This window comes from Lentzea sp. HUAS12 (genome assembly GCF_024125735.1).
GTDB classification, from domain to species: Bacteria; Actinomycetota; Actinomycetes; order Mycobacteriales; family Pseudonocardiaceae; genus Lentzea; species Lentzea albida.
Window position 1 is genome coordinate 5,555,371 of sequence record NZ_CP099738.1, and the last position, 25,832, is coordinate 5,581,202.

24 protein-coding genes, 2 tRNA genes and 1 pseudogene are annotated in these 25,832 nt (G+C 69.5%); 17 read left to right on the plus strand and 10 right to left on the minus strand.

Annotated elements, in window-relative coordinates; all coding sequences use genetic code 11:
* Positions 1 to 32: 32 nt before the first annotated feature.
* Complete coding sequence (locus ND450_RS24940; protein WP_253327988.1) at positions 33 to 1,307, plus strand: MFS transporter; 1,275 nt, start codon at positions 33 to 35, stop codon at positions 1,305 to 1,307.
* Here ND450_RS24940 and ND450_RS24945 read toward each other — a convergent pair.
* Positions 1,239 to 2,762: a helicase HerA-like domain-containing protein gene (locus ND450_RS24945; protein ID WP_253321099.1), complete on the minus strand. Its 1,524-nt coding sequence runs from the start codon at positions 2,760 to 2,762 to the stop codon at positions 1,239 to 1,241. The two genes, ND450_RS24940 and ND450_RS24945, sit on opposite strands and share 69 nt — an antisense overlap.
* A gap of 72 nt (positions 2,763 to 2,834) precedes the next feature.
* On the opposite strand from ND450_RS24945, the gene orn reads away from it, so the two are divergent.
* The 3 genes from orn (at position 2,835) to ND450_RS24960 (ending at position 5,263) form a co-directional block, all read left to right on the plus strand.
* Entirely contained in the window at positions 2,835 to 3,440 is a 606-nt protein-coding gene (gene orn, locus ND450_RS24950; protein ID WP_089922109.1) for an oligoribonuclease, read from the plus strand.
* A gap of 66 nt (positions 3,441 to 3,506) precedes the next feature.
* Positions 3,507 to 3,579: transfer RNA gene (locus ND450_RS24955), tRNA-His, on the plus strand.
* Positions 3,580 to 3,637: 58 nt separating this feature from the next.
* Complete coding sequence (locus tag ND450_RS24960; protein ID WP_253321100.1) at positions 3,638 to 5,263, plus strand: ABC-F family ATP-binding cassette domain-containing protein; 1,626 nt, start codon at positions 3,638 to 3,640, stop codon at positions 5,261 to 5,263.
* 35 nt (positions 5,264 to 5,298) lie between these two features.
* Here ND450_RS24960 and ND450_RS24965 read toward each other — a convergent pair whose 3' ends face one another.
* Positions 5,299 to 6,432 (minus strand): Ig-like domain-containing protein, encoded by a 1,134-nt coding sequence (locus tag ND450_RS24965; protein ID WP_253327989.1) that lies wholly within the window; start codon positions 6,430 to 6,432, stop codon positions 5,299 to 5,301.
* A 286-nt stretch (positions 6,433 to 6,718) separates the two neighbouring features.
* On the opposite strand from ND450_RS24965, the gene ND450_RS24970 reads away from it, so the two are divergent.
* Positions 6,719 to 6,792: transfer RNA gene (locus ND450_RS24970), tRNA-Lys, on the plus strand.
* A gap of 494 nt (positions 6,793 to 7,286) precedes the next feature.
* Here the strand turns inward: ND450_RS24970 and ND450_RS24975 are convergent.
* The 4 genes from ND450_RS24975 to sigJ form a co-directional block, all read right to left on the minus strand.
* On the minus strand, positions 7,287 to 8,000 hold the full coding sequence (locus tag ND450_RS24975; RefSeq protein WP_089922106.1) for a TetR/AcrR family transcriptional regulator: 714 nt from the start codon (positions 7,998 to 8,000) through the stop codon (positions 7,287 to 7,289).
* Positions 8,001 to 8,017: 17 nt separating this feature from the next.
* A complete protein-coding gene (locus ND450_RS24980) occupies positions 8,018 to 9,229 on the minus strand; it encodes an FAD-dependent monooxygenase (protein WP_253321101.1) in 1,212 nt (403 codons plus the stop codon).
* A gap of 298 nt (positions 9,230 to 9,527) precedes the next feature.
* Positions 9,528 to 9,989, minus strand: a complete 462-nt coding sequence (locus ND450_RS24985; RefSeq protein ID WP_089922104.1) for a hypothetical protein — start codon at positions 9,987 to 9,989, stop codon at positions 9,528 to 9,530.
* Positions 9,982 to 10,932, minus strand: a complete 951-nt coding sequence (gene sigJ, locus ND450_RS24990) for an RNA polymerase sigma factor SigJ (protein ID WP_253321102.1) — start codon at positions 10,930 to 10,932, stop codon at positions 9,982 to 9,984. The genes ND450_RS24985 and sigJ overlap by 8 nt, the downstream gene beginning before the upstream one ends.
* Before the next feature lie 193 nt (positions 10,933 to 11,125).
* On the opposite strand from sigJ, the gene ND450_RS24995 reads away from it, so the two are divergent.
* The 3 genes from ND450_RS24995 (at position 11,126) to ND450_RS25005 (ending at position 14,094) form a co-directional block, all read left to right on the plus strand.
* Positions 11,126 to 11,881 (plus strand): SDR family oxidoreductase, encoded by a 756-nt coding sequence (locus tag ND450_RS24995; RefSeq protein ID WP_253321103.1) that lies wholly within the window; start codon positions 11,126 to 11,128, stop codon positions 11,879 to 11,881.
* Between the two features lie 181 nt (positions 11,882 to 12,062).
* Positions 12,063 to 12,764 (plus strand): SDR family oxidoreductase, encoded by a 702-nt coding sequence (locus ND450_RS25000; RefSeq protein WP_256557565.1) that lies wholly within the window; start codon positions 12,063 to 12,065, stop codon positions 12,762 to 12,764.
* Between the two features lie 253 nt (positions 12,765 to 13,017).
* Positions 13,018 to 14,094: an alpha/beta fold hydrolase gene (locus ND450_RS25005; protein WP_253321105.1), complete on the plus strand. Its 1,077-nt coding sequence runs from the start codon at positions 13,018 to 13,020 to the stop codon at positions 14,092 to 14,094.
* A gap of 25 nt (positions 14,095 to 14,119) precedes the next feature.
* On the opposite strand, the gene ND450_RS25010 is transcribed toward ND450_RS25005, so the two are convergent.
* On the minus strand, positions 14,120 to 14,965 hold the full coding sequence (locus ND450_RS25010; RefSeq protein WP_253321106.1) for a DUF4394 domain-containing protein: 846 nt from the start codon (positions 14,963 to 14,965) through the stop codon (positions 14,120 to 14,122).
* Positions 14,966 to 15,109: 144 nt separating this feature from the next.
* Between ND450_RS25010 and ND450_RS25015 the strand changes: the two genes are divergently transcribed.
* A complete protein-coding gene (locus ND450_RS25015; RefSeq protein WP_253321107.1) occupies positions 15,110 to 15,631 on the plus strand; it encodes a sigma-70 family RNA polymerase sigma factor in 522 nt (173 codons plus the stop codon).
* Positions 15,628 to 16,263 (plus strand): anti-sigma factor, encoded by a 636-nt coding sequence (locus ND450_RS25020; protein ID WP_253321108.1) that lies wholly within the window; start codon positions 15,628 to 15,630, stop codon positions 16,261 to 16,263. The genes ND450_RS25015 and ND450_RS25020 overlap by 4 nt, the downstream gene beginning before the upstream one ends.
* 73 nt (positions 16,264 to 16,336) lie before the next feature.
* Here ND450_RS25020 and ND450_RS25025 read toward each other — a convergent pair whose 3' ends face one another.
* Complete coding sequence (locus tag ND450_RS25025) at positions 16,337 to 18,226, minus strand: DUF1996 domain-containing protein (protein ID WP_253321109.1); 1,890 nt, start codon at positions 18,224 to 18,226, stop codon at positions 16,337 to 16,339.
* A 156-nt stretch (positions 18,227 to 18,382) separates the two neighbouring features.
* Here ND450_RS25025 and ND450_RS25030 point away from each other — a divergent pair, with 156 nt between their 5' ends.
* Both ND450_RS25030 and ND450_RS25035 read left to right on the plus strand, forming a co-directional pair.
* Positions 18,383 to 18,814, plus strand: a complete 432-nt coding sequence (locus ND450_RS25030) for an Rrf2 family transcriptional regulator (RefSeq protein WP_253321110.1) — start codon at positions 18,383 to 18,385, stop codon at positions 18,812 to 18,814.
* Positions 18,815 to 18,900: 86 nt separating this feature from the next.
* Entirely contained in the window at positions 18,901 to 19,644 is a 744-nt protein-coding gene (locus tag ND450_RS25035; RefSeq protein WP_253321111.1) for an SDR family NAD(P)-dependent oxidoreductase, read from the plus strand.
* Positions 19,645 to 19,655: 11 nt separating this feature from the next.
* Here the strand turns inward: ND450_RS25035 and ND450_RS25040 are convergent, their stop codons facing one another.
* A complete protein-coding gene (locus ND450_RS25040) occupies positions 19,656 to 19,823 on the minus strand; it encodes a VOC family protein (protein ID WP_253321112.1) in 168 nt (55 codons plus the stop codon).
* 121 nt (positions 19,824 to 19,944) lie between these two features.
* Here ND450_RS25040 and ND450_RS25045 point away from each other — a divergent pair, with 121 nt between their 5' ends.
* The 3 genes and pseudogenes from ND450_RS25045 (at position 19,945) to ND450_RS25055 (ending at position 22,890) form a co-directional block, all read left to right on the plus strand.
* Positions 19,945 to 20,682 carry a class I SAM-dependent methyltransferase gene (locus ND450_RS25045; RefSeq protein ID WP_371927410.1) on the plus strand — a complete coding sequence of 246 codons (738 nt, stop codon included), beginning with the start codon at positions 19,945 to 19,947 and terminating at the stop codon, positions 20,680 to 20,682.
* A gap of 246 nt (positions 20,683 to 20,928) precedes the next feature.
* Positions 20,929 to 21,938, plus strand: a pseudogene (locus ND450_RS25050) (amidohydrolase).
* 169 nt (positions 21,939 to 22,107) lie between these two features.
* The gene (locus ND450_RS25055; protein ID WP_253321113.1) at positions 22,108 to 22,890 is read left to right on the plus strand and encodes a hypothetical protein; all 783 of its coding nucleotides are present in this window, start codon (positions 22,108 to 22,110) and stop codon (positions 22,888 to 22,890) included.
* A gap of 74 nt (positions 22,891 to 22,964) precedes the next feature.
* Here ND450_RS25055 and ND450_RS25060 read toward each other — a convergent pair whose 3' ends face one another.
* Positions 22,965 to 23,591 (minus strand): TetR/AcrR family transcriptional regulator, encoded by a 627-nt coding sequence (locus ND450_RS25060; protein ID WP_253321114.1) that lies wholly within the window; start codon positions 23,589 to 23,591, stop codon positions 22,965 to 22,967.
* A gap of 98 nt (positions 23,592 to 23,689) precedes the next feature.
* Between ND450_RS25060 and ND450_RS25065 the strand changes: the two genes are divergently transcribed.
* Together ND450_RS25065 and ND450_RS25070 are read left to right on the plus strand one after the other, a co-directional pair.
* Positions 23,690 to 25,174 carry an NAD(P)/FAD-dependent oxidoreductase gene (locus tag ND450_RS25065; RefSeq protein ID WP_253321115.1) on the plus strand — a complete coding sequence of 495 codons (1,485 nt, stop codon included), beginning with the start codon at positions 23,690 to 23,692 and terminating at the stop codon, positions 25,172 to 25,174.
* A 30-nt stretch (positions 25,175 to 25,204) separates the two neighbouring features.
* Complete coding sequence (locus tag ND450_RS25070; protein WP_253321116.1) at positions 25,205 to 25,813, plus strand: lysoplasmalogenase; 609 nt, start codon at positions 25,205 to 25,207, stop codon at positions 25,811 to 25,813.
* Positions 25,814 to 25,832 lie beyond the last annotated feature (19 nt).

Genomic DNA, 25,832 nt, shown 5'->3' on the forward strand with positions numbered 1-25,832 from the left:
GCCACTGGTTGGAGCGTCGGTCATCGTCGAACCTGGTCGGCGTGAGACTGCATTGGGCCTGGGTTGTCGCAGGTGTGTCCTTCATCGCCCTGGTGGGCGCGGCGTCGTTCCGCGCGGCGCCGGGTGCGTTGATCGAGCCGCTGCGGGCGGAGTTCGGCTGGTCGACCGGCACGATCTCGCTCGCCATCTCGATCAACCTGTTGCTGTACGGGCTGACCGCGCCGTTCGCGGCCGCTCTGATGGACAAGTTCGGCGTGCGGGTCGTGGTGACCTACGCGCTGACGATGGTCGCGATCGGCAGCGGGCTGACCGTGTTCATGACCGCGTCCTGGCAGCTGATCCTGCTGTGGGGTGTCGTGGTCGGGCTCGGCACCGGTTCGATGGCGCTCGCGTTCGTCGCGACGATCACCGGGCGCTGGTTCGTGAAGCACCGCGGCCTGGTCACGGGCGTGCTGACGGCGGGTGGCGCGGCCGGGCAGCTGGTGTTCCTGCCCCTGGTGGCGTGGCTGTCGGAGAGCTACGGCTGGCGGCCCGCGTCGCTGGTGATCTGCATCGCCGCGTTCGCCGTGGTGCCGCTGGCGGCGTTCTTCCTGCGCGAGTACCCGCGTGACGTGGGGCTGCTGCCGCTGGGCGCCACCGAGGACACTCCCCCGCCGCCGTCCGGTGGCGCGGCTCGTCGTGCGCTGGGCGCGTTGGCCACCGCCGCGAGGACCCGGCCGTTCTGGTTGCTGGCCGGTGGGTTCGCGATCTGCGGGGCGTCCACGAACGGCCTGGTGGGCACGCACTTCATCCCTGCCGCGCACGACCACGGCATGCCGACGACGACCGCGGCCGGCCTGCTGGCACTGGTGGGCGTGTTCGACATCGTGGGCACGATCGCGTCCGGCTGGCTGACCGACAAGGTCGACTCGCGGATGCTGCTCGCGGGCTACTACGCGTTGCGCGGCCTGTCGCTGATGATCCTGCCGCAGCTCTTCAGCGAGTCGGCGCACCCGTCGATGCTGGTGTTCATCATCTTCTACGGCCTCGACTGGGTCGCGACCGTGCCGCCGACCGTCGCGTTGTGCCGCCAGTACTTCGGCATGTCCGGGCCCGTCGTGTTCGGCTGGGTCTTCGCCTCGCACCAGCTCGGCGCGGCACTCGCGGCGTCGGCGGCCGGCCTCACCCGCGACCACCTGGGCAGCTACGACCTGGCCTGGTACGTCGCGGGCGGGCTCTGCATCGGCGCGGCGGCGCTGTCAGCGTCGCTTGCGCGAGGTCCCGAAGATGCCGCGCGTGATCTCGCGCGCCAGGGCGCTGCCCGCTGACCGCAGGAAGGACTTCACGGCGCTGTTGCCGAGCACCTTCTCGACGAGCCCCGGTTCCTCCTTCTCCTGCCGCTGAGGAGGAGCTTCCGGGGCCTGGTGCTGTTCTTCCTGTGGTGGCGCGACCTTCTGCATCAGCTGCTCGTAGGCAGACTCGCGGTCGACGGTCTCCGCGTACTTGCCGTGCAGGTCGCTTTGGGACGAGGCCTGCTTGATCGCGTCGTTGCCGATGGTGTCCATCAACGACCGCGGCGCCCGCAACCGGGTCCACGCGACCGGCGTCGGCGCGCCCTTCTCGCTCAGCACGGTGATGACCGCCTCGCCGATGCCGAGCGACGTGAGCGCCTTCTCCAGGTCGTAGTGCGGTGTCGTCGGGTACGTCTTCACCGTGCGGGCCAACGCCTTCTGGTCGTCCGGCGTGAACGCGCGCAGGGCGTGCTGGACGCGTGCGCCGAGCTGCGACAGCACGTCGTTCGGGATGTCGGTCGGCAGCTGGGTGCAGAAGAAGACGCCGATCCCCTTGGACCGGATGAGCTTCACGGTCTGGGTGATCTGGTCGAGGAACGCCTTGGAGGCGCCTGAGAACAGCAGATGCGCCTCGTCGAAGAAGAAGACGAGCTTGGGCTTCTCGACGTCCCCCTCCTCCGGCAACGTCTCGAACAACTCGGCCAGCAGCCACATCAGGAACGTGGAGAACAGCGCCGGGTTGCCCTGCAGCTCCGCCAGTTCCAGCAGGCTGACGACGCCCTTGCCGTCGCGTTCGCGCATCAGGTCGGCGGGGTCGAGCTCGGGTTCGCCGAAGAACCGGTCGCCGCCCTGCGCCTCCAGGTTCACCAGGGCCCGCAGGATCACACCGGCCGTGGAGCTGGAGACTCCGCCGATGCCCTTGAGGTCGGCCTTGCCCTCGTCACCGGTGAGGTGCTGGATGACGCTGCGCAGGTCCTTGGTGTCGAGCAGCGGGAGGCCCCGCGAGTCGGCCCAGTGGAAGATCAGGCCGAGCGTCGACTCCTGCGTGTCGTTCAGGCCGAGCACCTTCGACAGCAGGACCGGCCCGAAGCTCGTGACCGTCGCCCGCAGCGGCACGCCGATGCCGCCGGTGCCGATCGACAGGAACTGCACGGGGAACGACTGCGGCTGCCAGTCGTCGCCGGTGTCGGCGGCCCTGGTCTTCGTGCGGTCGCTCTCCGCGCCCTGCCGGGACAGACCGGACAGGTCGCCCTTCACGTCCGCCATGAGCACGGGAACGCCGTTGTTCGACAGCTGCTCGGCGAGCAGCTGGAGGGTCTTCGTCTTGCCGGTTCCCGTTGCGCCCGCGACAAGTCCGTGGCGGTTGACCATGGACAACGGGATGCGGACGTGCGCGGCCGGCTCGACGGTCCCGTCGACCAGCACGGCGCCGAGTTCGATGGCCGCGCCCTCGGACGCGTACCCCGCGGCGATCTCAGCTTGAGCCGTCATGCACGGGGAGCGTAACCAGGTTGCTGCACGCCGCCACTCGAAGTTGACGCTCCGCGCAGTAATGTTCAGCCCGTGATGGATCGTCTGGTGTGGATCGACTGCGAGATGACCGGACTCGACCTGGGCAAGGACGCTCTGATCGAGATCGCGGCACTGGTCACGGACGCCGAGCTCAACGTGCTCGGCGAGGGTGTGGACATCGTGATCCACGCCTCCGACGAAGTGCTCGCCTCGATGCCGGAAGTCGTCATGGAGATGCACGCCAAGTCGGGCCTGACCGAGGAGGTGCGCGCGTCCACCGTCTCCCTGGAGGAGGCCGAGGCCGCCGTGCTGGCCTACATCAAGGAGTGGGTGCCGGACCCCCGCACCGCTCCCCTGGCCGGCAACTCTATCGCCACGGACCGCGGCTTCATCGCCCGCGACATGCCGGCGCTGGACGCCCACCTGCACTACCGCATGGTCGACGTGTCGTCGATCAAGGAGCTGTGCCGGCGCTGGTACCCGCGCATCTACTACGCGCAGCCGGGCAAGGGTCTCGCGCACCGGGCGCTCGCCGACATCGTCGAGTCGATCCGGGAGCTCGCGTACTACCGGCGGACGGCGTTCGTGCCGCAGCCGGGGCCGTCGACCGAGCAGGCCCAGGCGGTGGCCGCTGACCTGCTGAAGGACGTCAAGTAGACCCCGATTTCAATATCGGTGGCTGCCGTTGCTATGCTTTCCCCGCCGGTCAGAGACCGGTACGTGGTGGGTGTAGCTCAGTCGGTAGAGCACTGGGTTGTGATCCCAGGTGTCGCGGGTTCAAGTCCCGTCACTCACCCTTTGTCGAAAGGCCTCCGCTTTTGCGGGGGCCTTTCTTCACGTTTACGGGAGCCTTCATGACCACGCTCGTCGCCAAGGACCTCGCCGCCGGTCACGGTGATCGCGTCCTGTTCTCCGGCCTGGACCTCGTCGTCGCTCCCGGCGACGTAATCGGCCTGGTCGGGGTGAACGGCGCGGGCAAGTCGACCTTGCTTCGAACGCTCGCCGGGCTGATCCCGGCCGAGTCGGGCCGCGTCACGCTGAACCCGCCGTCGGCCAACGTCGGGCACCTCGCCCAGGAGCCGGAACGCCTCGAAGGCGAGACCGTGCGCGACTTCCTGGCCCGCCGCACCGGTGTCGCCGAGGCGCAGCGTGCGCTGGACGTGGCCACGGAGGCGTTGACCGCGGGCAACGACGAGGGCTACTCGGACGCGCTGGACCAGTGGCTCGCCCTGGGCGGCGCGGACCTGGAGGAACGCTCGCTGGAGGTCATCGCCGACCTCGGGCTCTCGGTCGGCCTCGACGCGCTGATGACCTCGCTGTCCGGTGGCCAGGCCGCACGGGCTGGCATGGCGTCGCTGCTGCTGAGCCGCTACGACGTCTTCCTGCTCGACGAGCCGACCAACGACCTGGACCTCGACGGCCTGGAGCGGCTGGAGAAGTTCGTCACGGGTCTGCGCGCCGCCACCGTGCTGGTGTCGCACGACCGCGAGTTCCTGGCCCGCACGGTCACCAGCGTGCTGGAACTGGACCTGCACCAGAACTCCGTGCGCATGTACGGCGGCGGCTACGAGTCGTACCTCGAGGAGCGCGCACGGGCGCGTCAGCACGCCCGTGACGACTACGAGGAGTACGCGGACACCAAGGCCTCGTTGGAGGCCCGTGGGCGCATGCAGCGGGCGTGGATGGACAAGGGCGTGAAGAACGCACGGCGCAAGGCGGGCGACAACGACAAGAACGCCCGCAAGTTCCGTGCCGACGCCACGGAGAAGCAGGCCTCGAAGGCCCGGCAGACCGACCGCATGATCGAACGCCTGGACGTCGTCGAGGAGCCCCGCAAGGAGTGGGAGCTGCGGATGGAGATCGCGTCCGCACCCCGTTCCGGCGCCGTCGTGGCGTCGCTGCGGGCGGCCGTGGTCGAACGCGGTGGATTCCGCTTGGGCCCGGTGGACCTGCAGATCGACTGGGCGGACCGGGTCGCGATCACCGGCGCGAACGGCGCGGGCAAGTCGACGCTGCTCGCCGCCCTGCTCGGAAGGGCGGAACTGTCCTCCGGCCACGCGACCCTGGGGTCCGGCGTCGTCGTCGGCGAGGTCGACCAGGCGCGCGGCCTGTTCCTGGGCGACCTGCCGCTGGTGGACGCGTTCCAGGAGGCCGTGCCGGAGATGAACCCGGCCGACGTGCGCACGTTGCTGGCGAAGTTCGGCCTGAAGGCGGCGCACGTGCTGCGGACCGCCGCGTCGCTGTCCCCTGGCGAACGGACGCGGGCGGCGCTCGCGTTGCTCCAGGGCCGCGGCGTGAACCTGCTGGTGCTGGACGAGCCGACGAACCACCTGGACCTGGCCGCGATCGAGCAGCTGGAGTCGGCGCTCGAGAGCTACACCGGCACGTTGCTGCTGGTCACGCACGACCGGCGGATGCTGGAGGCCGTGCAGGTGAACCGTCACCTGACCGTGGCGGCCGGCCAGGTGACGGTGTCGTAGCTAGTGGCGCGTCCCAGGAGGTCGGCGCCACACCACTAGCGGTTGCCCTGGACCCAGGTCGACCACGGGACCTGCCAGTCGCCGAAGCCGTCCCACGACTCCAGCGCGGGGCCGCCGGAGTTGGTGACGATGACGACGTCGCCCTGCTTGCTGTTGTCGAACACCCACCTGGCGTTCTCCGGCGACAGGTTGAGGCAGCCGTGGCTCACGTTGCGGTGCCCCTGGTCCCCGACCGACCACGGGGCGCTGTGGAAGAAGATGCCGCTGTTGGACATGCGGTACGCCCAGTCGACCGGCGTCTTGTAGCCGCCGTTCTCCAGCGCGAGGCCGTACGTCGTCGAGTCCATGATCATGTGGTCGTGCTTCTCCATCAGCACGTAGGTGCCGGTGGGAGTGGTGTTGGCGGCGTTGCCCATCGACGTCGGCATGGTGCGCACGACCTGGCCGTTGACCTTGGTGATCACCTGGTGCGTCTGGCCGTCGGCCTCGTGGATGACCTCGTCGCCGACCGTCGTGGTGATCGTGCGGTCCTCTTGGCCGTAGATGCCGTCACCGACGTGCTTGCCGTACACCTTGACGTGCATGGTGATCTTGGTGCCCGACTTCCAGAACTTCTCCGGACGCCAGTGCACCTCCTTCTTGTTGAACCAGTAGAAGGCGCCCTCGACCTTGGGCTCGGTGGTGATCTCCAGCATCTTCTCGGCCGCGACCTTGTCGGCCACCGGCTCGTCGAAGTAGAAGGCGAGCGGCTGCCCCACGCCGATCGTGGTGCCGTCCTGGGGGTTCGTCGACACGTACGTGAGCGTGCGCGGCTTCACCGTGGTGAAGGACGACTCCTTGGTCTCCGTCTTGCCGTCCGCACCCGTGGCCGTCGCGACGAGCTTGTACGTCTTGGCGTACCCGAGCGGCTCCGTGTTCGTCCACTGCGTCGACTCGGGGTTCATCTTCCCCTCGACGACCTTGCCCTCGGGGTTGGTCAGCTTGACGTCGGTCAGCTTCCCGTCCGCGGCCGTGGCGATCACGGGCAGGCCGGGCGACACGTCGGCCGCACCGTTGTTCAGCGCCAGCGTCAGCGTGACGGGCTTGGGCGGCGGAGGAGCACTGCTCGACTCACCACCGGCACCCCCGCTCGCGGTGTCGGCTCCACCTGAACAGCCTGCGATCAGCATCACAGCGACTCCCGCCATGACCACCCCACGACCGCGCCTGCTCCACATCCCCATCGGCGTACTTCCGATCTGCTTGTCGCCACTCCCGAGACTGCCTGCACGTAAGGCGTTTTGGCGTCCCCCGATTAGGTGACGACACGAGGTGGCCCCGAGTTGCGCGAGTGGCCGGATCGTTACGTGGCCGATGCTCCCCCAAACCGGCACTGACCAGCCGATTGGGAGCGCGCGAAGGCGCTGTGCTAACGTTCTTCACGTCGGAACGAGCAAGCCTCCGGCACACAAACAAGCGCCGCTAGCTCAGTTGGTTAGAGCAGCTGACTCTTAATCAGCGGGTCCGGGGTTCGAGTCCCTGGCGGCGTACACCGGAGAAGCGGGTAGAGATTCGTCTCTACCCGCTTCTCTGCTTTTCGCGTACTCATCCGAATTCTGCCTTTCGTGGCTCTGGATCATGGTTCGCGAGCCCGAGGACATCCCTGGGATCAAGGGCTCACGCCGCAGCCAGGTGGCAGGCCCGGGCGGTGGTCTCGTGGTAGGTGGTGCGGCTGGTGAAACAGCCGTGGGGGATGCCGACGAGGTGGCGCAGTGCGGCGTTGTGCGGCACGCCGCGCGTCCACCACCTCGATGTCGGTGATGACCTTCGGCCCGGTCATCACCGACGAACAACACCTCACGCACTTCCACGCCACTCGATCAGCGGGAGAACGCCGGCAGCCGATGGTCCTGTGCTCACACCAGCGCTACGGCGGACACCTACCGCGCCCGGCCGGCGAGCCCTACCACGAAACGCCTGCGACTTCTCCCGCTGGGACAACGGGAACAGCGGTGACGTCGCGGCCCGGAGTCGTGGAGGCCTTTCACTGCTGCCCTTGCCTGGCCCTCGTGCTCGCGATGGTGGCGAGGACGGCGGTCCGCGCCTCATCGAGAAGCCGAAGACCTTCCGCCGCAACCGCTTCGACGTCGTGCTGCTCCGCGGAGGACGAGCCGAGCAGCGCGTCCACGGTGGCGGCCAGCACCTCGGGGCTGGACACGTCACTCGGGTTCGCCGCACCGTCGAGTTCGACGAATCCCGCCAGGACCGCCTGCAGTGCGTACGCCTGGTCCTGCACGGACCAGTCGGTGCGGGCCATGCCGTGCGCACGCCACACGGGCAGCACCACCCGCAGCATCGCACCGTAGCCGAACCGGGAGAGCAGGTCCTGTGCGTTGGGGTGTTCGGTCAGCACCCCGAGGAGATCGGTGTCGCCGTACTGGATGGCTCGGATGAAGTGGTGGTCGCGGGCGCTCTGCTGGAGCATCGCGCAGAACCTCCGCGGTACCACCACACCGGGATCCTCGGTGAACGCCACGATGAACCCGTCGATCTCAGCGAGGAAGTCCCGGGCGCACAGTCCGAGGACGAGGTCCTCCTTGGTCGCCCAGTACAGGTAGATCGTGCCCTTTCCGACGTGGGCCTTCTCGGCGATCTCCGCGATCGAGACCCCCTTCGCCCCGCGTTTGAGGACGAGCTCCCCGGCCACCGCGAGGATGCGGGCAGCCTTGGGTGACTCGTGTTCGACCAGTGCTTCCATGGGCGGGAAACTACCGGTCACACGCACGCGATGTCGGCTTCCTTCATCCGGCTCGCTTTGCCCGAGGTCCGCTGCTGTTCGATGAACCGGCCGACGACGGGCATCTTGTGGCCGCGCGTGAGGAACCACCGCAGCAGCATTTCCCAGCGGTTCACGGGCAGGAAGAACGCGCGCTGCTGCACGGCGTTGTGCTGGTAGAAGTCGATGTACGGGCGGAGTCGCCGCTCCCATTCGGCCAGCGCCCGGTCCACCGGGTACCGCTGCAGCATCGTCGCGAGCAGGTCGGCGCCGGCGAGTCCTGCCGACACCCCCATGCCCGCCCACAGCGTCACGCACCAGGCCGAGTCACCGACGAGGACGACCCTTCCCCGGCTCCATCTGCCCATCCGCACCTGCGCGATCGAATCGAACAGCATGGCTTCCGCGTGCTCGGCGGCGGCCAGCGTCTCCTCGAGCGCCCTGCCGAGCGGTTCCGGCCCGAACACCTCGCGCAGACGTTCCGCGTGGGGCTTGGTGAACTCCGCGTCCACGTCCTCCGTCTGCCACGACAACATGGCGCACGGCGCGTGATCGGCGAACGGGAAGATCCACATCGACCTGCCGGGCTCCAGCAGCGTGGCACCGTCCCCACCGGCGAGCTCGGACAACGAGTCGGGAAGGGCGAACGCCGCCACCATCTTGTCGAACCTGTGCAGGTACGACTCGTGCGGCCCGAACACCATCTGCCGGACGCTTGACCGGAGCCCATCCGCACCGACGACGAGGTCGAAGCGTTCGGTGCTGGTCCGCCCACCGCCCGACAGGGTCACGGTGACGCCGTCCGCGTCCTGCGTGATCGCCGTGGGGACGGTGCCGAAGCGGATCTCCACGTCGTCCGGGAGCCCCTCGAACGCCGCCTGCTCGACATCACCGCGCAACAACATCAGCGGCTTGCCCGGCAGATCGCGGAATCCGATCGACACACGCCTGTTGCCGGTCCGGTCGATCTCGAAGTTGTGCCCTCCGACCGACGTCCTGTCCTTGATCCGGTCGAGCACGCCCATCCGTCGTGCCGCGGCCTTGCCCGCGCCGAACAGCCCGACGAAGTATCCGCCGGTGCGCCGCTCCGGCGCCCTCTCGATGATCACGGGCGTCCAGCCGATCTCCCTCAGGCGCAGCGCCGTCGTGATCCCGCTGATTCCCAGGCCGACCACCAGGACCCGGTGGCCTCCGTCTTGAGTCTTGGTCATGCCACCAACGTAGAACCACTGACCGTTTCGGTCAAATGGTCATTCAGCGCTGTGGGTCACACTCCGCGCACTGCTGGCCCGTGCACCACGCGGCCCGGAAGTCGTTCTGCGACAAGCGGTGTGCGCGGGCAGGCGCGAGCACGCCGCCACCTGTTCAGCGCGTCCGGGTTCTCACGAACCGCGCTCGCTCCGGGCCTGAACCAGGTGGCGGCATGTCCGACCAGGACGTGCTCCTGGCCGGACGGTCCTTCGACCGCGCGACTTCAGGTCGCGAGAGGACGTTCCGGCCTGTGCGGACTCATCGTGAGGCCGGGCTCCGACCGGGTGCGAAGAGTGCGACCGCGAGGAGCACGGCGACCCCGAGCACGGTCACCTGGCCGATGGCGTCCGCCCGGGACATGTGGCCGAGGTGGGCGACGTGGTAGGCGATGTGCAGCACCCCGAAGACCGTCCACGCGATGCCGAGCAGCTGGTAGACGTGTCGTGAAGGGCGGAGGAGTCCGAACACGCTCCCGGCTCCCAGTGCGAGGTACATCGCACCGTGGTCGCGGACGAGGTGCTCGTTGTACGGACCGTCCTGGGAGATCCACTCCCCCAGCACCACCGGGAAGTGGTCGAAGAACGACTCCGCGAAGAAGTAGGACCAGACCCCCACCACCCCCGCGATGACGACGGAGGCGACCAGTGCCCCCTTCTGAACGGGGCCCGCATGTTCCGCGCCGTGGGCCGCCGCACGCCCTCGTGCCGACGTCTCAGACATTCCCCTCACCTCTTCCGCTGTCGCCCGGGACCCGGATCCAGCTGGTGAGCTTCTCCGGATTGATCATGATCAGAACCTGGGTGATCAGCCCTTCGTGCGCGCCGAAGCTCACGACACCGGTCAGCACGTGACCGTTCTGGATCCGCACACCGAGTCCGTCTCCCAACCGCTGCTCCTCGAGGGCGAGCATCGGCAGCTTCGCCTGAGACCCGAGCAGGAAGCGCGCGACCCGGTCCTGGCCCTCCACGACGTTGGCCGCCGCGTTGACGTAGCCGCCGCCGTCCACGCGCAGCTGAACGTCCGGCGCCAGCGTCCGCATGAGCGACTGGACGTCTCCGGTGCGGCTGGCGGCGAGGAACGCCCGTACCGCGCGATCGTGTTCCGCGCGGGACACGCCGGCCACCCGGCTCTCGCGAACGTGCCGCCGTCCAGCCGTGGCGAGCTGTCTGACGGCCGCGGGAGACCGCCCGACGACCTCCGCGATCTCGTTGAACGAGATGCCGAAGACGTCGTGCATCACGAACGCGACGCGCTCCGCGGGCGTCATCGCCTCCAGCACGACGAGCAGAGCGGAGCCGACGGCGTCATCGAGAGTCACCCGATCGAGCGGATCGACGAGATCCGCGGTTCCCCGGACCTGACCGTCGCGGTGAGGGGCGGTGTACCTGAAGAGCTCGGCGTTCACGGGTTCGGGCAGCCACTGCCCGATGTACCGCTCCCGTCGTCGGCGTGCCGATCCGAGCAGGTCGAGGGCGACGCGGCTCGCGACGCGGGTCAGCCACCCGACAGGATTGGCGATCGCCTCGCGCTCCGCCTCCTCGAGCCGGTACCAGCGCAGATAGGTCTCCTGCACGACGTCTTCCGCGTCCGCGAGGGTCCCTGTCATGCGAAAGGCGAGCGACATCAGCCGACGCCGCTCGCCGAAAAGCTCATCGAGTTCCATCAACGGTTCCTAGGGTTCCGAGCGCTCTTGTCCGGCGTTCAACTCAGGGGAATGACGATGCAGATCGACGAAGTGTGAGGTGCGGCGCTTCGTCTCACACTTCTCGCTCTTCCGTCGTCATGTCGGCGAAGGGCGTTGACGGCCGGCGAGCCGGCCCACCAATGCGGGTGAGAACGAGCATCGGAGAACGAGAGTGAAGATCGCAGTGGCCGGCGGAACAGGAACCGTCGGCCGTCATGTCGTATCCGCCGCACGGAGTCGAGGACACGACGTCGTCGTTCTCGCGCGCGCCGAGGGGGTGGACGTCATCACCGGCGCCGGACTGAGGACGGCGCTCGCCGGAGTGGACGCGGTCATCGACACGACCAACCTCACGACGATGTCCGCACGCAGGTCCCGGAAGTTCTTCGAGACCGCGACGCGCACTCTGCTCAAGGCCGGGGAAGAAGCCGGAGTGGGCCATCACATCGCTCTCTCGATCGTGGGCATCGACGATCTGGACGCGTCGTACTACGCGGGCAAGCTCGCACAGGAACGCGCGGTGGCAGCCGGGAGAGTGCCCTACAGCATCGCGCGCACCGGCCAGTTCCACGAGTTCGCCGAGCAACTCCTGTCCACCATGAGGGGGCCGGTCGTCTTGGTTCCCCGAACGCTGCTGCGATCCGTCTCGGCACGTGAGGCCGGAGGACATCTGGTCGACGTCGCGGAGGCGGGTCCGGTCGGTCGAGCCGTGGACTTCGTCGGCCCCGAGGACGAACGGCTCGCGGACCTCGTCCGCCGCATGCTGGCCCACGACGGCTCCAGGCGCCGGGCCGTGGAGCTCGGACTGCCCGGTCTGTACGGAAGGGGGCTGGCTTCCGGCGCGCTGCGGGGAACCCCACCTCGTCTGGAAGGCGAGACGACCTTCGACGACTGGCTGAACAGCGAGGACCACCGCCCGGTCGAGTGAGACAGGGGGCCGGCCGTCGCACTCACCACGAGAAGCGGACGCGGCCGAGGAGCCAGGACGGCGTTCCCGCGTGCTCGCCTCACATTCTTCTCCGTTGCGTCGTCATAGAGGTGAGGGCAGCGGGCGCTGCCTCGAACGGAGTCGCGAAGTGAAGGTCTTCATCGCAGGTGGACGCGGTCGTGTGGGGGCTCGTCTCGCCTCCAATCTGGAGGAGAAAGGAATCGAGGTCGTGTCCGGTGGGCTCGAGGACGGGATCGACGTGATCTCGAACGACGGGCTCGCTGACGCACTCGTCGGAGTCGACACCATCGTGAACGTGCTCAACACCGACCGCTTCGATCCCGAAGGGGCGATCTCCTTCTTCGAGACGTCCACGAAGAACCTGATCTCCGAAGGCGAGCGGGCAGGCGTGCGCCACCACGTCGTGCTCTCCATCGTCGGAGTCGGAGACGAGAACGCTTCCGAGGTCGGCTACTACCTGGGCAAAGTGGCGCAGGAGAGGACAGCGAGGTCCGGCTCGATTCCCGCCACCATCGTGCGCGCCACCCAGTTCCAGAGTTACGTTCCGGTCCTGGCCGATCAGCACACCGTGGACGGAAAGGTCCTCGCCCCGAGATCGCTCATCCAGCCGGTCGAACTGGACGAGGTCGTCGAACTGCTCGCCGAGGCCGTCACCACGCTGGAGAGGGGCAGCGTGGTCGAGATCGCCGGCCCCGACCGCTACTACCTCGACGACCTCTTCCGCGCCACGCTCGCCGAGCGGGGGGACGACCGCGAGGTCGTCACCGTGGCCGGGAACGAAACCTCGAACGCCCTGGTCCCGCACGGCGACCACCGCACGGGCCTGGTGCGGTACCCGATCGCCGGGATCGCCACCGTCTGAACCGGGAAGGCCGGCCGAGAACCCGGGCCTCTCCTGGCCGGGCCGGGAGCGGTGGACTGCCCGACCACCGGTGGCACGGTTCACGCCGTCCCGCGGAGTCCCCGGCGGCGTGCTCCGGGAGGGACCCGTCTCCCGGCCTGCGCCGCGTTTCGCGTCGACACCAATCCGCACCGCGGAAGTCGCCGAATCACCGGTGTCCGCGGCGCTGGGCGGCGTGGCTCGGCGCTGAAGCCCGTCCGAGAGGCCGATCGGCTTGTACCAGACCGGCATCGTGCTGATCGCCGTGCTCGCGGCGGTGTCGCTGCTCCCCTCCCCCGCACCGGTGCTGTGGGTGGTGCGCGCGCTGGCGCTGAGCCTCGCGCCTCCTCTGGCACTGCTCGCGACCGCGCTGGCCGTCGTGGCCGCGGTCGACGGGGACCTCGTCTTCGCGGTCGTCGCGGCGGTCACGGCGGGCGCGCAGGTCTGCGTGGCCGGAGCGCAGTGGGGGCAGGCGCTGGCGATAGGTGTTCGTCCCTCCCTGACTTCCGCGTTCTTCGACCTCACCGGGTTCCTTCGCGCTCGTGCGCCGGAGACGCACGAGCTCGTCTCGCGCGACGGCGTTCGTCTTCCGCTCGGTGTCTGGCATCCGGCGGACCGCACGACGACAGGACCCGCTGTGGTGCTTGTGCACGGCGGCGGGTGGGCGAGCGGGAACTGGCGGCAGCTGCGCGCGTACGCGAACTGGTTGGCGGACAACGGTTATCGCGCCGTGTGCATCAGCTATCGGCTGGCTCCCCCTGCCCGGTGGGACGTCGCTCCGTTCGACGTGGTCGACGGGGTGCGGTGGGTGGAGGCGCACGCGGGTGAGCTCGGTGTCGATCCGGATCGGATCGCGTTGTTCGGTTCGTCCGCGGGCGGGCACCTCGCGTTGCTCGCGGCGAGTCTTGACGAGCTCCCGCGGGCGGTCGTGTCGGTGTACGGGCCGGTGGACCTGCTGTCGCTCTACGACACGTTGCGGCGCAGGCGCGTCAGTCCGGTCGACCGGGAGGTGTCTCCGCTGGTCGACTTCCTCGGTGGCACGCCGCGGGAGGTGGCGGACCGCTGGGAGTGGAGTTCGCCCCTCGCTCACGTCGAGTCCGCGCCGGCACGCGTCTGCGTCGTCACGGGGGCCCAGGACCAGTGGGTGCCGCTGGAGACGATCACGCCGTACATGGTGGCCCCGGAACTGCCGACGCTGGTCGCGCTCAAGCGGGCCGATCACTGCTTCGACCTCGTCTGGGGCTCGATCCCCGCCCAGGCCGCGCGCTTCGTCGTGCTGGAGTTCCTCCGCCATGCCCTCGCGGGGCGGTGACGGAGGAACTCCGGCAGCACGGCCGCTACTTCGCGAACGCCACGCCGACGACCTCGCCGCCCGCGAGTCCGACGGCCGAGGCCCGGCCGGTCTCCAGGTTGATCCTCACCAGCAGCGACCCGCCCAGCAGCGACGGACGCACGGCCGCGAGGGCGTGGTGGCGGCCGTTGACGGTCGCGATGTCGAAACCGTTGGTCTTCTCCACGTCGACGCCGAGCCTGCCGACGGTGAAGAGCTGGCCGGTGTTCGGCGACACGACCGGGGTGACGCCCGCGGCGGTGCCCTGGGTGACGAGCGTGTCCTTGCCGGCGTCGAGGTCGTAGAGCGTCGTGGAGGTCGCTCCGGCGACGCTGTTGGTGTAGCCGGCCGCGGACACCTTGGGCGTGGAGCCCGCCGCGCGGTCGCCCGGCGCGTAGGACAGCGGGACGTCCGTCGAGGCGAGTGCGCCGGTGTCGGGAACGAGGCGCAGGTTCTGGCCGTTCGAGGTGACCAGGCGGATGCGGTCGACGGTCGGGTTGAAGTCGAACCCGATCGCCGTGCCGTCGAGGGCGACCGGGGTGCCGACGGCGGTGGCGCGGCCGGTGCGGGCGTCGAGCGTGTAGAGCTGACCGGAACGGGCGATCGCGTAGAGGACGCCGGTGGCGGGGCGCACGTCGATGCCCGCCAGCCGGTCGTGGGCCTTCAGGCCGGTGACGCGGACGCGGTGCTGGGCGAACAGCGGGGACGACCAGGTGCGGGTGCTGAGCACGCCGTCGTCGGTGAGCAGGTGGACGCGGAGCTGGTCGCCGGACGCCGAGGCGGGCGCCGCGCCGAGCACGCCGGCGAGCAGTGCCGCCGCCGCGGCGATGACGGTCGTGCGAACGATGCGCATGGTTTCTCCCAGGTGCGGTGAACGCGGAACACGGGTGTGTACGACGCGTCGGCCGCCGCTGTTGAAGCGCGAACCGAACAAATCAGACCCATCCGTCCCGGCCCCGGCGCCGAACTGGCTTCCAGGAGAGGCGACGGGGAGCTCATGGCGATCATCGGCAAACGAGGGGACCTGGACCTCCGCGACGTCTACGCCGCACACGGCCCGGAGATCTACCGCTTCGCGCTCCGGCAGCTCGGGAACGGCCAGGCTGCGGAGGAGGCCGTGCAGGAGGTGTTCCTGCGGGCCTGGCGCTCCGCCGCGCGGTTCGACCCGGACCTGGCGAGCCTGCGCGTGTGGCTCTTCGCCATCGCCCGCAACGTCGTGATCGACGAGGCGCGGGCACGCGTCCGGCACGAGCGGCGGCTTCTCGCGGTGGCGGCGGACCCGCCCGCGACCACCTCCGACTTCGCCGACTCGGTGCTCGACCAACGCCTGGTGGAGCAGGCCCTGCTGAGGATCAGCGACGACCACCGCGTGGCCCTGGTGGAGACTTACCTGCGCGGCCGGTCCTACGAGGACGTCGCGGCCGAGGTCGGGGTGTCGAAGGTGACGCTGCGCAGCCGGGTCTTCTTCGGGCTGAAGGCGCTGCGGCTCGCGATGGAGGAGATGGGGGTGCGGCTGTGAACGACTTCGTGCACCAACGGCGAACGGACCTGCTCGGCGCCTACGTCCTCGACCACCTGGCCGAGCCCGAGCTCACCGCGGTGCGGGACCACCTCGACGCGTGCGCGGACTGCCGTCTCACGGTCGCCGAGCTCACTCCCGTGGCACGGGCGCTGTCCGGCGTGAACGCCGACGACGTCACCGTGCCCGCACACCTCGAAGAGCTCGTGGTGCGGCGAGTCGGGGCCCACCGCGGCCGGCGGCTACGCCGATCCCTGCTGCTCGCCGCCGCGGCCGCCGCGGTGATCGCGGGCGGCGCCGCCTGGTGGTACCTGCGCCCCACCGCACCTCTCGAACCGGTCGCGCTCGTCCTGCAGGCACCGGGCGTGACGGCGGAGGCGTCCCTCGTCCCGCACACCTGGGGCGTCGAGATCAAGCTCGACGGACAGGGGTTCGTCTCCGGGCAGACCTACCGGGTCGCCGTCACCGGCACCGACGGCAGCGAGGTGTCCGCCGGTTCGTTCATCGGCACCGGCGAGAACCTCCTGCGCTGCAACCTGAACAGCTCCGTGTTGCGCGCGAACGCCTCCGGCCTCGTCGTCCGCGACGCCGCAGGGACGGTCGCGCTCACCTCGACCTTCCCCCGGCGCTGAAACACGGGAAAGGCGGGGCCGGCAGCTGCCGGCCCCGCCTGGTGGTGTCACGGAGTGGTGGGTCAGACGACGGTTACGAGCACTTGCGCCCGTCGTTCACGCACTTCACGATCTTCGCCATCGTCTGCTCGGAGTTGACGTTCGCGAAGTCGTTGTGGTCGGAGAAGGGGTTGTGCTCCTCCTCCGGGAAGGCGTCGAGCTGGTACTGGCCCTTCTGCTGGACGTCGCGGGAGATGTTGTAGGAGATGCTGATCCGCAGCTGCGGGATGGCCTTGAAGCCCTGCGGGCACGCGCCGGTCTGCTTGTCGGCGAACCGGACGTGGTCGCGGTGGTTGGCGCTGTCGGCGTTCTGACCGTCCCAGCAGCCCGCGAAGTCGTGCACGCGCATGACCTTGCTGCCGTTGGGGCAGATCACGTACTTGTCGGAGAGCCGGTCCTCGAACCCGCTGCAGGTCCACGTCGCGCGGGCGTTGGCGGGGCCGCGGCTCGTCGGCTTGGCGTCACCGGTGACCATCTTCAGGAACTTCGGCATGCCCGTGACCTTGCTGGTCGCGTTGCCGCGGTACTCGATCTTCACCTGGGCCGGGCGGACGATCTTGCCGTTGTTGCCGACGAGCTCGAGGTTCTTGCCCGTCGGGGCGGCCAGCGGCGGGGCGGTGGTGGCGGGAGCCGTCGTGGTGGCAGGAGCGGCCGTGGTGGCACCGCCGTTGTTGTTGCCGCCGTTGTTGTTACCGCCGTTGTTGTTCTCGTTGCCGTTGTTGTTCTCGCCGTTGTTGCCGTTGCCCTCTTCGCCCTCGTTGAGGCCGCACTTCGCGAGGCGCTCCAGGCCCTGCGGCTTCTCGCCGGCTCGGCCGATCGCGATCGCGATCCGGTCGATCGTCGCGATCCGCTTGTCCTTCAACGGCCCGAGGATCGCGTTGTCGATGAAGTTCGGCCCGCCCTGCCCCTTGGTCGTCACCAGGCGCTGGTTGCCCTCGGCGATCTGCTTGTCCAGCTGATCGAGGTTGTTGTCCACCTCGTCCAGTGCCTGGTCCGGAACTCCGGGCAGCGCCTCGCGCACCGACGGGCACTTGATGGTGGGCGTGGCGGCGTCCTGCTCGGCACCGTTCTGCTCCGCCTGCTGCAGAACGCCGTCAGCGGCGAACTTGCGCGGCTTCGAGTGGTTGTGGCCGCTGCCGCCGCCGTGGTTGCCGTGGCCCCACCGCAGGTCGCAGTCCGCGAGGGAGGTCAGGTTCGGCTTGCGGCCGGACCGGCTCAGCGCGGTCGCGATGCGGTCGAGGGTCGCGGCGCGCTTGGCGCGCAACGGGCCGAGGACGGTGTTGTTGACGAAGTTCGGGTCGGCCGGGTTCTGAGCGCGCGTCACCCGGTCGTTGGCCTCCCTGAGCTGCTGGGCGAGCTGCTGGAGGTTGCGGATGATCTCGTCGCGCACCCGCTGCGGCACGGCGGGCAGCCGGTTCGCGACACCGGGGCAGGCGACCTCGCCCGGGCCGTTCTCCTTGATCTTGTCCGGGTTCGAGCCCACGGACGACGGGTTGGCCTTCGGGTTGATGCGCACGACAGGCCAGAAGTAGGACGAACGGTCACCGTTGCGGCAGGTCGTCTCGGAGTCGACCAGGCTCTCGTCGGTCGACTCCGCGCTGATCGAGAGGTTGCCGACGAAGTCGTGGACGTGCTGGGCACCGTGCTTCAGACCCGGCTGGGCGACCGGGTTGTCGGCGCTGAACTTGCCGTTCTCGTTCGTGCCGCAGTCGACGGTGAACACGCCCGCGGCGCCGTTCTTCCCGACCTTCGGCTCGACGACGTTCTTGCCCACCTGCTCAATGGGTACGAACGCGGTGAGCGGTGCCGGCTCACCGTTCTTGGCGGCCAACGCCACCGTGGCGGTGCCCGCCGCGACCACGGCCACCGCCGACAACGAAGCGATCAGGCGGAACTTCCGTCTGTCCGTCACTCGGTGCGTCATACGTACTCCTCGCTCATGCGGCGCATGACCGGGAGTACGTACGGAGAGGTTCATCGGCTCAACCGAATTGTTACCCGCGATCTCGGCCGGGCCGGGCGGCGAGTTGCACCGGCCCGTCGTAACAATTACGGTTACTTCCAACGGGAGGAGGTGGACGTGAGCGCGAACAGCAGGCTCACCGTGGCCGTGCACGCCCTGGCGTGGATCGGTCTGAACGAGCGCCTCGGGAACGGGATCGCCACCTCCGAACAGGTCGCCACCAGCGTCAACACCAATCCCGTGGTGATCAGGCGCCTGCTCGGCGAACTGCGCGCAGCTGGGCTGGTGAAGTCGCAGCGCGGCTCCGGCGCCGGCTGGACGGTGACCCGCGAGCTGGCCGGCATCACGCTGCTGGACGTCTACGAGGCGATCGACCCCGGCCCGCTGTTCGGCATGCACCGGGGCGAGCCGAAACAGGACTGCGTGGTGGGCGCGAACATCCAGCCCGCCATGAACTCCGTGTACGACCGGCTCGAGCAGACCCTTCGGGCCGAACTGGCCGGCACGACCGTGGAGGACGTCCTCCGAGACGTCCTCGCCCCTCACTAGAAGAACTCGCGTGACCCCGACCGGGACTCACGCCGCCCTCCGATGTAACAGTTTTGGTTACTTCCGATTGGTGGATCATGGGAACGATGACCGGCAAGACGGCGCTCGTCACCGGCGGCTCGACCGGGATCGGGCGCGCCATCGCGCAGCGCTTCGCCGACGACGGCGCGCGGGTCTACCTGACCGGCCGGCGCGAGGCCGAGCTGGAGACGGCCGCGAAGGAGATCGGGCCGAACGCCGTGGCCGTGCGCTGCGACGTGTCCGTGGCCTCCGACCTCGACCACGTCTTCGACGTCGTCCGCCAGGACGGCCGCACCCTGGACACCGTCGTCGCCAACGCGGGCCTGGGGACGACGGCCAGCCTCGTGGACGCCACCGGTGAGCAGTTCGACCACGAGTTCGGCGTCAACGTCAAGGGCGCCCTGCAGACCGTGCAGAAGGCGTTGCCGCTGATGGGAACCGGTACGACGGTGATCCTGCTGTCGTCGTCCACGACGAGCCAGGGCGTTCCCGGCCTGGGCGTGTACGCCGCGTCGAAGGCCGCCATCCGCAGCCTGGGGCGCACGTTCGCCGCCGAGCTCGCACCACGCGGGATCAGGGTCAACGTGATCACGCCGGGCCCGGTCGAGACGCCCGCCATCGCCGGTCTCGCCGCCGAGGCCGGCCAGAGCACCGCGGACTTCCAGCAGGCGCTCGCCTCCTCGACCGCCCTCCAGCGCATGGGCAGGCCCGAGGAGGTCGCCTCGATGGCCGCGTTCCTCGCGAGCGAGCAGAGCTCGTTCTCCACCGGGGCCGAGTTCTTCGTGGACGGAGGACAGGTCCAGGTCTGACCCGCTCCGGCTCAGGTGGCGCGCCCCTGCTCGGCGACCAGCCGGCACAGGCAGAACGGGTGGCCGGCGGGGTCGGCGTACACCTGGAAGTCGTCCCCGGCGGTGGCACCGCGCGCCGGCTTCAGCACGGTGGCACCGAGCGCCATGACCTGGTCGTACGCCTCGGAAAGATCCTCCACCCCAGGCTCTCCGCGGCGAGGTCGGCGGCGTCGAAGGTGACGACCTGGAATTTGATCCGCATCACCCCGTCCTGCCGGGGAATCGCTAGGTTCGAAGGACATCGACCTGCTGGGGGCGGACGTGGTCCTGTACGACGACATCGGTGCCGGGTACGCGTCGGGACGGCGCACCGATCCGCGGTGGATGACCGAGATCGCCTCCGCGCTCGGCACCGCCCGCTCCGTCGCGGACGTCGGCGCGGGCACCGGTTCCTACGAACCGCGCGACCGGACGGTGGTGGCGCTGGAGCCGTCCGCCGGGATGATCGGCCAGCGGCCGCCGGGCGCGAGCCCGGCCGTTCGCGCCGTGGCCGAAGCGCTTCCGTTGCGGGACAACGCGGTCGACGCCGTGCTGGCCGTGCTCACCGTGCACCACTGGACAGACTGGCGGGCGGGGCTCGCCGAACTCCGCCGGGTCGCGCCGCTGCGGGTCGTCCTCGCCTACGACACGCGCCGGCACACCGAGTTCTGGTTCGTGCGCGAGTACGTGCCGGAGATCGCCGAGCTCGAGCTCGGCCGGCCGTCCGCCGACGACATCGCGGACGAACTGGGCGCGGACACCGTCCTGCACCTGCCGGTCCCCTGGGACTTCACCGACGGCGTGTTCCCGGCCCACTGGCGGCGCCCCGCCGCGTACCTCGACCCCGGTGTCCGCCGCGCGTGCTCGGCCCTCGCCCAGACCGACCCGGTGGCCGTCGAGCGCGGGATCTCCCGGCTGCGCGCGGACCTGGAGACCGGCCGGTGGCACGACCGGCACCAGGACCTGCTCGGCCTCGACTCGTGGGACGCCGGGTTCCGGCTCGTCGTGTCACGGCGCTGAGCGCGCGCCTATCATCGACGCGCTGGCCGCCGTCCTCGGTGCTCGGCCCGGACCGAGGAGGAGACGGTGCCCGACCTGCACGCGCTCTACCGCGACCTGCACCAGCACCCGGAGCTGTCGCTGCAGGAGTTCCGCACGGCCGGCGTGCTGGCGGACGCGGTGCGGCCGTTGGGGTACGAGGTCACCACCGAGGTCGGCGGCACCGGCGTGGTGGGCGTGCTGCGCAACGGCGACGGCCCGCTCGTCATGCTCCGGGCGGACATCGACGCGTTGCCCGTCGAGGAGACGACGGGGCTTCCCTACGCCTCAACGGCTCGGGCGACCACTGTGGACGGTGAGGACGTGCCGGTGGCGCACGCGTGCGGGCACGACATGCACGCGACGTGCCTCGTCGGGGCGGCCGCCGAGCTCGCGCGGACCCGCGAGGAGTGGGCCGGAACGCTGCTCGTCGTGTTCCAGCCGGCGGAGGAACTGGGCCGGGCGCCCGGGACATGGTCGCCGACGGGCTGTTCGAGCGGTTCGGCAAGCCGGAAGTCGTGCTGGCGCAACACGTCAGCCCGCTGCCAGCCGGGATGATCGCGTACGGCGGCGGTCCGGTGATGGCGGCGTCCGACTCGGTGCGCGTCACGCTGTTCGGGCGCGGCGGCCACGGTTCGGCACCGGAGGGCGCGGTCGACCCGGTGCTGATGGCCGCGCACACCGTCGTGCGGTTGCAGGGCATCGTCGCGCGCGAGGTGGCGCCGTCCGAGCGGGCGGTCGTCACGGTGGGCCGGTTGCACGCCGGCACCAAGGAGAACGTCATCCCGGAGACGGCCGAGATCGGCGTCAACATCCGGACGTTCAACGAGCAAGTGCGCGGCGTCGTGCGTGCCGCAGTTGAACGCATCGCACGTGCCGAGGCCGCGGCGTCCGGCGCACCGCGCGAGCCCGAGTTCGACTGGTACGACGGCACTCCCGTGCTCGTGTCCGACCCGGACGCGACCACGACGACGATGGCCGCGTTCGCCGAGCGCTTCGGCAAGGAGAACCTGATCCCCGGTGCGGTGGTCAACGCGAGCGAGGACGTCGGCGTTTTCGGTTCTGCCGCAGGGGTTTCGACCGTGTTCTGGTTCCTCGGCGGCACCGACTTCGGCCGCCGCGAGCCCGGCAGGCCGGTCGCGATGAACCACTCCCCCGAGTACGCGCCGGACGTCGAGCCGACGCTGTCCATCGGAGTGGCCGCTCTCGTCGTCGCCGCGCGGACGTGGCTGCGGTAAACGGTTTCCCGGTTCCGGAAAAGCGCGGAGCACCGCGCACCTCCTCCATCGCCCGGTGTGTCGCAGGCGTTACGCATAGCGCACAAATAGGTTGTGACCTGCGCTTCGTGCCGATTAGATGGCGGCGTCGGACACGACAGATTTCTTTGGGGGAAGTCGAATCATGCGTTTGAAGCGTGCAATCGCGGCCGTGGTCGGCCTGTCGGCCATGATCACCGTCATCAGCGCGGCGCCGAGCTCCGCGCAGGGGGATGTTCCGTCCATCAAGGGTGTCGAGCGCGAGCGGGGACCGAAGCCCCTCACGACCGACGGCCAGTCGTTCCTGGAGATCAACGGCGTCGGTGAGCTCGTGCACTGGCAGCGTTCCGGCGAGAGCTACGCGAAACAGCTCCGCGGCTGGGGCTGGCAGAACACCCGCGCCATCACGACCCTCGACAACCAGACGTTCCTGGAGGTCAAGGGCGACGGCCGCCTGTCCAAGTGGACGTGGAACGGCGGCACGTACATCGAGGCCGTCGTCGGGCGGGGCTGGGACAACGCGCGCCTCGTGACGGGCGTCGCGGGCAACCAGTTCATCGAGATCAACAACCAGGGCGAGCTCGCCTACTGGACGTTCGACGGCTCCAACAACCTGTCCAAGGTCGTCCGCGGCTGGGGCTGGCAGGGCACGAAGAGCATCACGGGTCTCGACCAGTTCCTCTTCTTCGAGCTCAAGGGCGACGAGCTGAACACCCTATCGTGGTGGGTCAACACGTCGACCGGCCTGCAGGAGTTCCGCGAGAACGACGGTTCCGACAACACCTGGATGCGTCTCATCGCCGGTAACGACGCCGAGCACTTCACGGTCGTCACCACCGATGGCACGTTGCTCGAATACGCGCTCGACGCGGCGAGCAACTGGGTCCCCACCGTGCGCGGCTGGGGCTGGAACGGCACCCGCCTGATCGGCTGATCGGGCAAGCGGTTCTTCCCGCGGTGACGAAGGGCCCGACCGGTTCGCCGGTCGGGCCCTTCGGCGTTCCCCGGTCAGCGGGCCGCGATGCCGTCGTACATCACGCGCCGCAGCGCTTCGCTTTGTGCCGCTTGGGCTTCCGGCGTGCGCAACGACGAGATGGCCGTGCCGAGGATCATGCCGTTGATGGCCCTGGCCGTGTTCTCGACGTCGAGATCCGCGCGCAGGTAACCGAGTTCGACGCCGTGCGAGAGGTAGGCGGCCGTCAGCGCGGCGGCGAGGTCGAACAGGTCGAGGATCCGCTCGGCCATCGCCCGGTCGATGCCGGGCGCCTCGAACAGCAGCAGGCGCGGCACCCGCGGGTCCTCGCCGAAGATGCGGCCGAGCGCCTCGCCGATGCGCGCGGACTGCGCGCGGTACTCGTCGAGCGTCGACACCGCGTCCGGCGCGTTCTCGGCCGTCAGGGCGCCGGTGACGCGCCCCACCAGGTCGTCCACCACGTGGTCGACGATGTCCCGCTTGTTCTGGAAGTAGCGGTAGAACGTGCCGTGCCCGATGCCGAGCCGCGCGGCGACGTCGGCGATCCCCGTGGCGTGGTAACCGCGTTCGGCGAAGCAGTCGAAGGCCGCGTCGATGATCTCGCGGCGCAACTCCTGCTTCTTGCGCTCGGCGCGGCTGACGGGCTCGGCACTGGACGTCATGCACCCAAGTCTATGACCTGCGGACTCTTGCGATCACCTCGGAACTGACATACGGTTCCGAAACTGACACGCGATTCCGTTCGACTCGGGAGGCCGGGATGACCAGGCGGTACGACGCGGTCGTGGTCGGAGCGGGGTTCGGCGGCATGGGCGCGGCCATCGAGCTGAAACGGCTCGGACTGCACGACCTGCTGATCCTCGAGCGCGAGGACGACCTCGGCGGCACCTGGCACGTGAACCGCTACCCGGGCCTCGCCGTGGACATCCCGTCCTCGACCTACTCGTACTCGTTCGAGCCGAATCCGCACTGGTCACGGCTGTTCGCACCCGGCGAGGAACTCAAGCGCTACGCCGAGCACGTGGCCGTGAAGTACGGGCTGAGGCCGCTGATGCGCTTCGGCGTGACCGTCACCGGCGCCCGCTGGCAGGGCGAGCACTGGGAGGTGAGTGCGGGCGGGGAGACCTTCACCGCGCGGTACCTCGTGACCGCCACGGGATTCCTGTCGATGCCGAGGAAGCCGGACATCGCGGGCATCGACTCGTTCCGGGGCGAGGTCGTCCACACGGCCGCGTGGGAGCCGTGCGACCTGGCGGGCAAGCGGGTCGCGGTCATCGGCACCGGCGCGACCGCCGTGCAACTGATCCCGGAACTGGCACGGGAGGCGTCCGCCCTGACCGTCTTCCAGCGCACGCCGATCTGGGTCAGCCCGAAGCCCGACCTCCCGATCCCGCCGGCGGTCAGGAAGGTGTTCGCACGCCTGCCGTTCGTCCAACGGGCCGTGCGGTGGCTGGGCAACTCCGTCCTGGAGCTGATGATGATCTCGGGAGTGGTCCGCTACAAGCAGTTGCGCGTCGCGAACCGCCTGGCCGAACTGTGGTGCCGCGCGCACCTGCACCGGCAGGTCCGCGATCCGGGGCTCCGCGGCAAGCTCACGCCGGACTACTCGTTCGGCTGCAAGCGCCCCACGTTCTCCAACGACTACTTCCGCACGTTCACGCGCCCGCACGTGCACCTCGAAACGTCCACGATCGACCGGATCGACGAGACCGGCATCGTCACGGCGGACGGCCGCACCGACGTCGACGTTCTCGTGCTGGCAACGGGATTCGACCTCTGGGACACCAACTTCCCGGCGTTCGAGGTGATCGGCCGCGACGGCGAGGACCTGGGCACGTGGTGGCGGCAGAACCGCTTCCAGGCCTACGAGGGCGTGACCGTGCCGGGGTTCCCGAACTACCTGTCGCTCAACAGCCCGTACTCCTACAGCGGCCTGTCGTACTTCACGACGATCGAGTGCCAGATGACGCACATGCGCCGCCTGTTCACGGCGATGCGCTCCCGCGGCGCGTCGACCTTCGAGATCACCCGGCGCGCCAACGACGAGTTCCTCGACCGCATGCGCGCGAAGGTCACGCAGAACACGGTGTTCTCCCTCGGCCAGTGCGCCACCGCCCGCAGCTACTACTTCAACCAGCACGGCGAGGCCACCCTGCTGCGACCGACGTCGACCGCGAGCGCACACCGCGCCGCCGGCAGCTTCCCGGTGTCGCACTACGACTTCGCACCGGCCCGCGTCTCCTAGTCTGAGCGCCTTGACGACGAGGGGTGTTCCATGAAGAAGCAGGCGTACGCGGTGGCCGCAGCCGTCGACTCGATCGCGGCGGCCGTGCGCGGCACCAGATCCGTGCGCAAAGTCACGAAAACATCCCTCATGCCCGCCCTGGCCGTGGCCACCCCACCCCGAGACCCCGGAATGGCACTGGGCCTCGCCGGCTCGTGGGCAGGCGACGTGGCCCTGCTGGGCGACTCCGACCAGGCATTCCGAACAGGACTGTTCAGCTTCCTGATGGCCCACGTCGGCTACACCGCGGCACTGGCCCGCCGCTCGGAACCGGGCTCGCGCAAGGCGGTGGTGCCGATCCTCACAGCATCGGCCGCGGGCGCGGCGGTCTTCGCCCGCGCGGCAGGCCCGCTGGGCAGGCCGGTGGCCCTCTACGTCCTCACCCTGGGCACGATGGTCGCCGCGGCCTCCACGGCCCGGGGCACCGGCGCACGACGCGTTTTCGGTGGTGCGGCACTGTTCGCGGCCTCGGACGCCCTCCTCGGCGCGAGCCGGTTCGTCCTCTCGGGACGCGCGGCACGGGTGGCGTCGGCCGGCGTCATGCCGACCTACACGGCCGCCCAGTGGCTCCTGCACACGGGCTTCGCGCGGCGCGGGTGACCCCGCGTGAAAACCCGTT

Bases quoted from the DNA above. Each gene is read 5' to 3' on its own strand.
- ND450_RS25065 (WP_253321115.1), top strand. From the start codon at position 23,690: ATGACCAGGCGGTACGACGCGGTCGTGGTCGGAGCGGGGTTCGGCGGC.
- ND450_RS24980 (WP_253321101.1), bottom strand. From the start codon at position 9,229: ATGACCAAGACTCAAGACGGAGGCCACCGGGTCCTGGTGGTCGGCCTG.
- ND450_RS24975 (WP_089922106.1), bottom strand. From the start codon at position 8,000: ATGGAAGCACTGGTCGAACACGAGTCACCCAAGGCTGCCCGCATCCTC.
- ND450_RS24965 (WP_253327989.1), bottom strand. From the start codon at position 6,432: ATGCTGATCGCAGGCTGTTCAGGTGGAGCCGACACCGCGAGCGGGGGT.
- ND450_RS25035 (WP_253321111.1), top strand. From the start codon at position 18,901: ATGACCGGCAAGACGGCGCTCGTCACCGGCGGCTCGACCGGGATCGGG.
- ND450_RS24985 (WP_089922104.1), bottom strand. From the start codon at position 9,989: ATGTCTGAGACGTCGGCACGAGGGCGTGCGGCGGCCCACGGCGCGGAA.
- sigJ (WP_253321102.1), bottom strand. From the start codon at position 10,932: ATGGAACTCGATGAGCTTTTCGGCGAGCGGCGTCGGCTGATGTCGCTC.
- ND450_RS25015 (WP_253321107.1), top strand. From the start codon at position 15,110: ATGGCGATCATCGGCAAACGAGGGGACCTGGACCTCCGCGACGTCTAC.
- ND450_RS25070 (WP_253321116.1), top strand. From the start codon at position 25,205: ATGAAGAAGCAGGCGTACGCGGTGGCCGCAGCCGTCGACTCGATCGCG.
- ND450_RS24945 (WP_253321099.1), bottom strand. From the start codon at position 2,762: ATGACGGCTCAAGCTGAGATCGCCGCGGGGTACGCGTCCGAGGGCGCG.
- ND450_RS25010 (WP_253321106.1), bottom strand. From the start codon at position 14,965: ATGCGCATCGTTCGCACGACCGTCATCGCCGCGGCGGCGGCACTGCTC.
- ND450_RS24960 (WP_253321100.1), top strand. From the start codon at position 3,638: ATGACCACGCTCGTCGCCAAGGACCTCGCCGCCGGTCACGGTGATCGC.
- ND450_RS25025 (WP_253321109.1), bottom strand. From the start codon at position 18,226: ATGACGCACCGAGTGACGGACAGACGGAAGTTCCGCCTGATCGCTTCG.
- ND450_RS25060 (WP_253321114.1), bottom strand. From the start codon at position 23,591: ATGACGTCCAGTGCCGAGCCCGTCAGCCGCGCCGAGCGCAAGAAGCAG.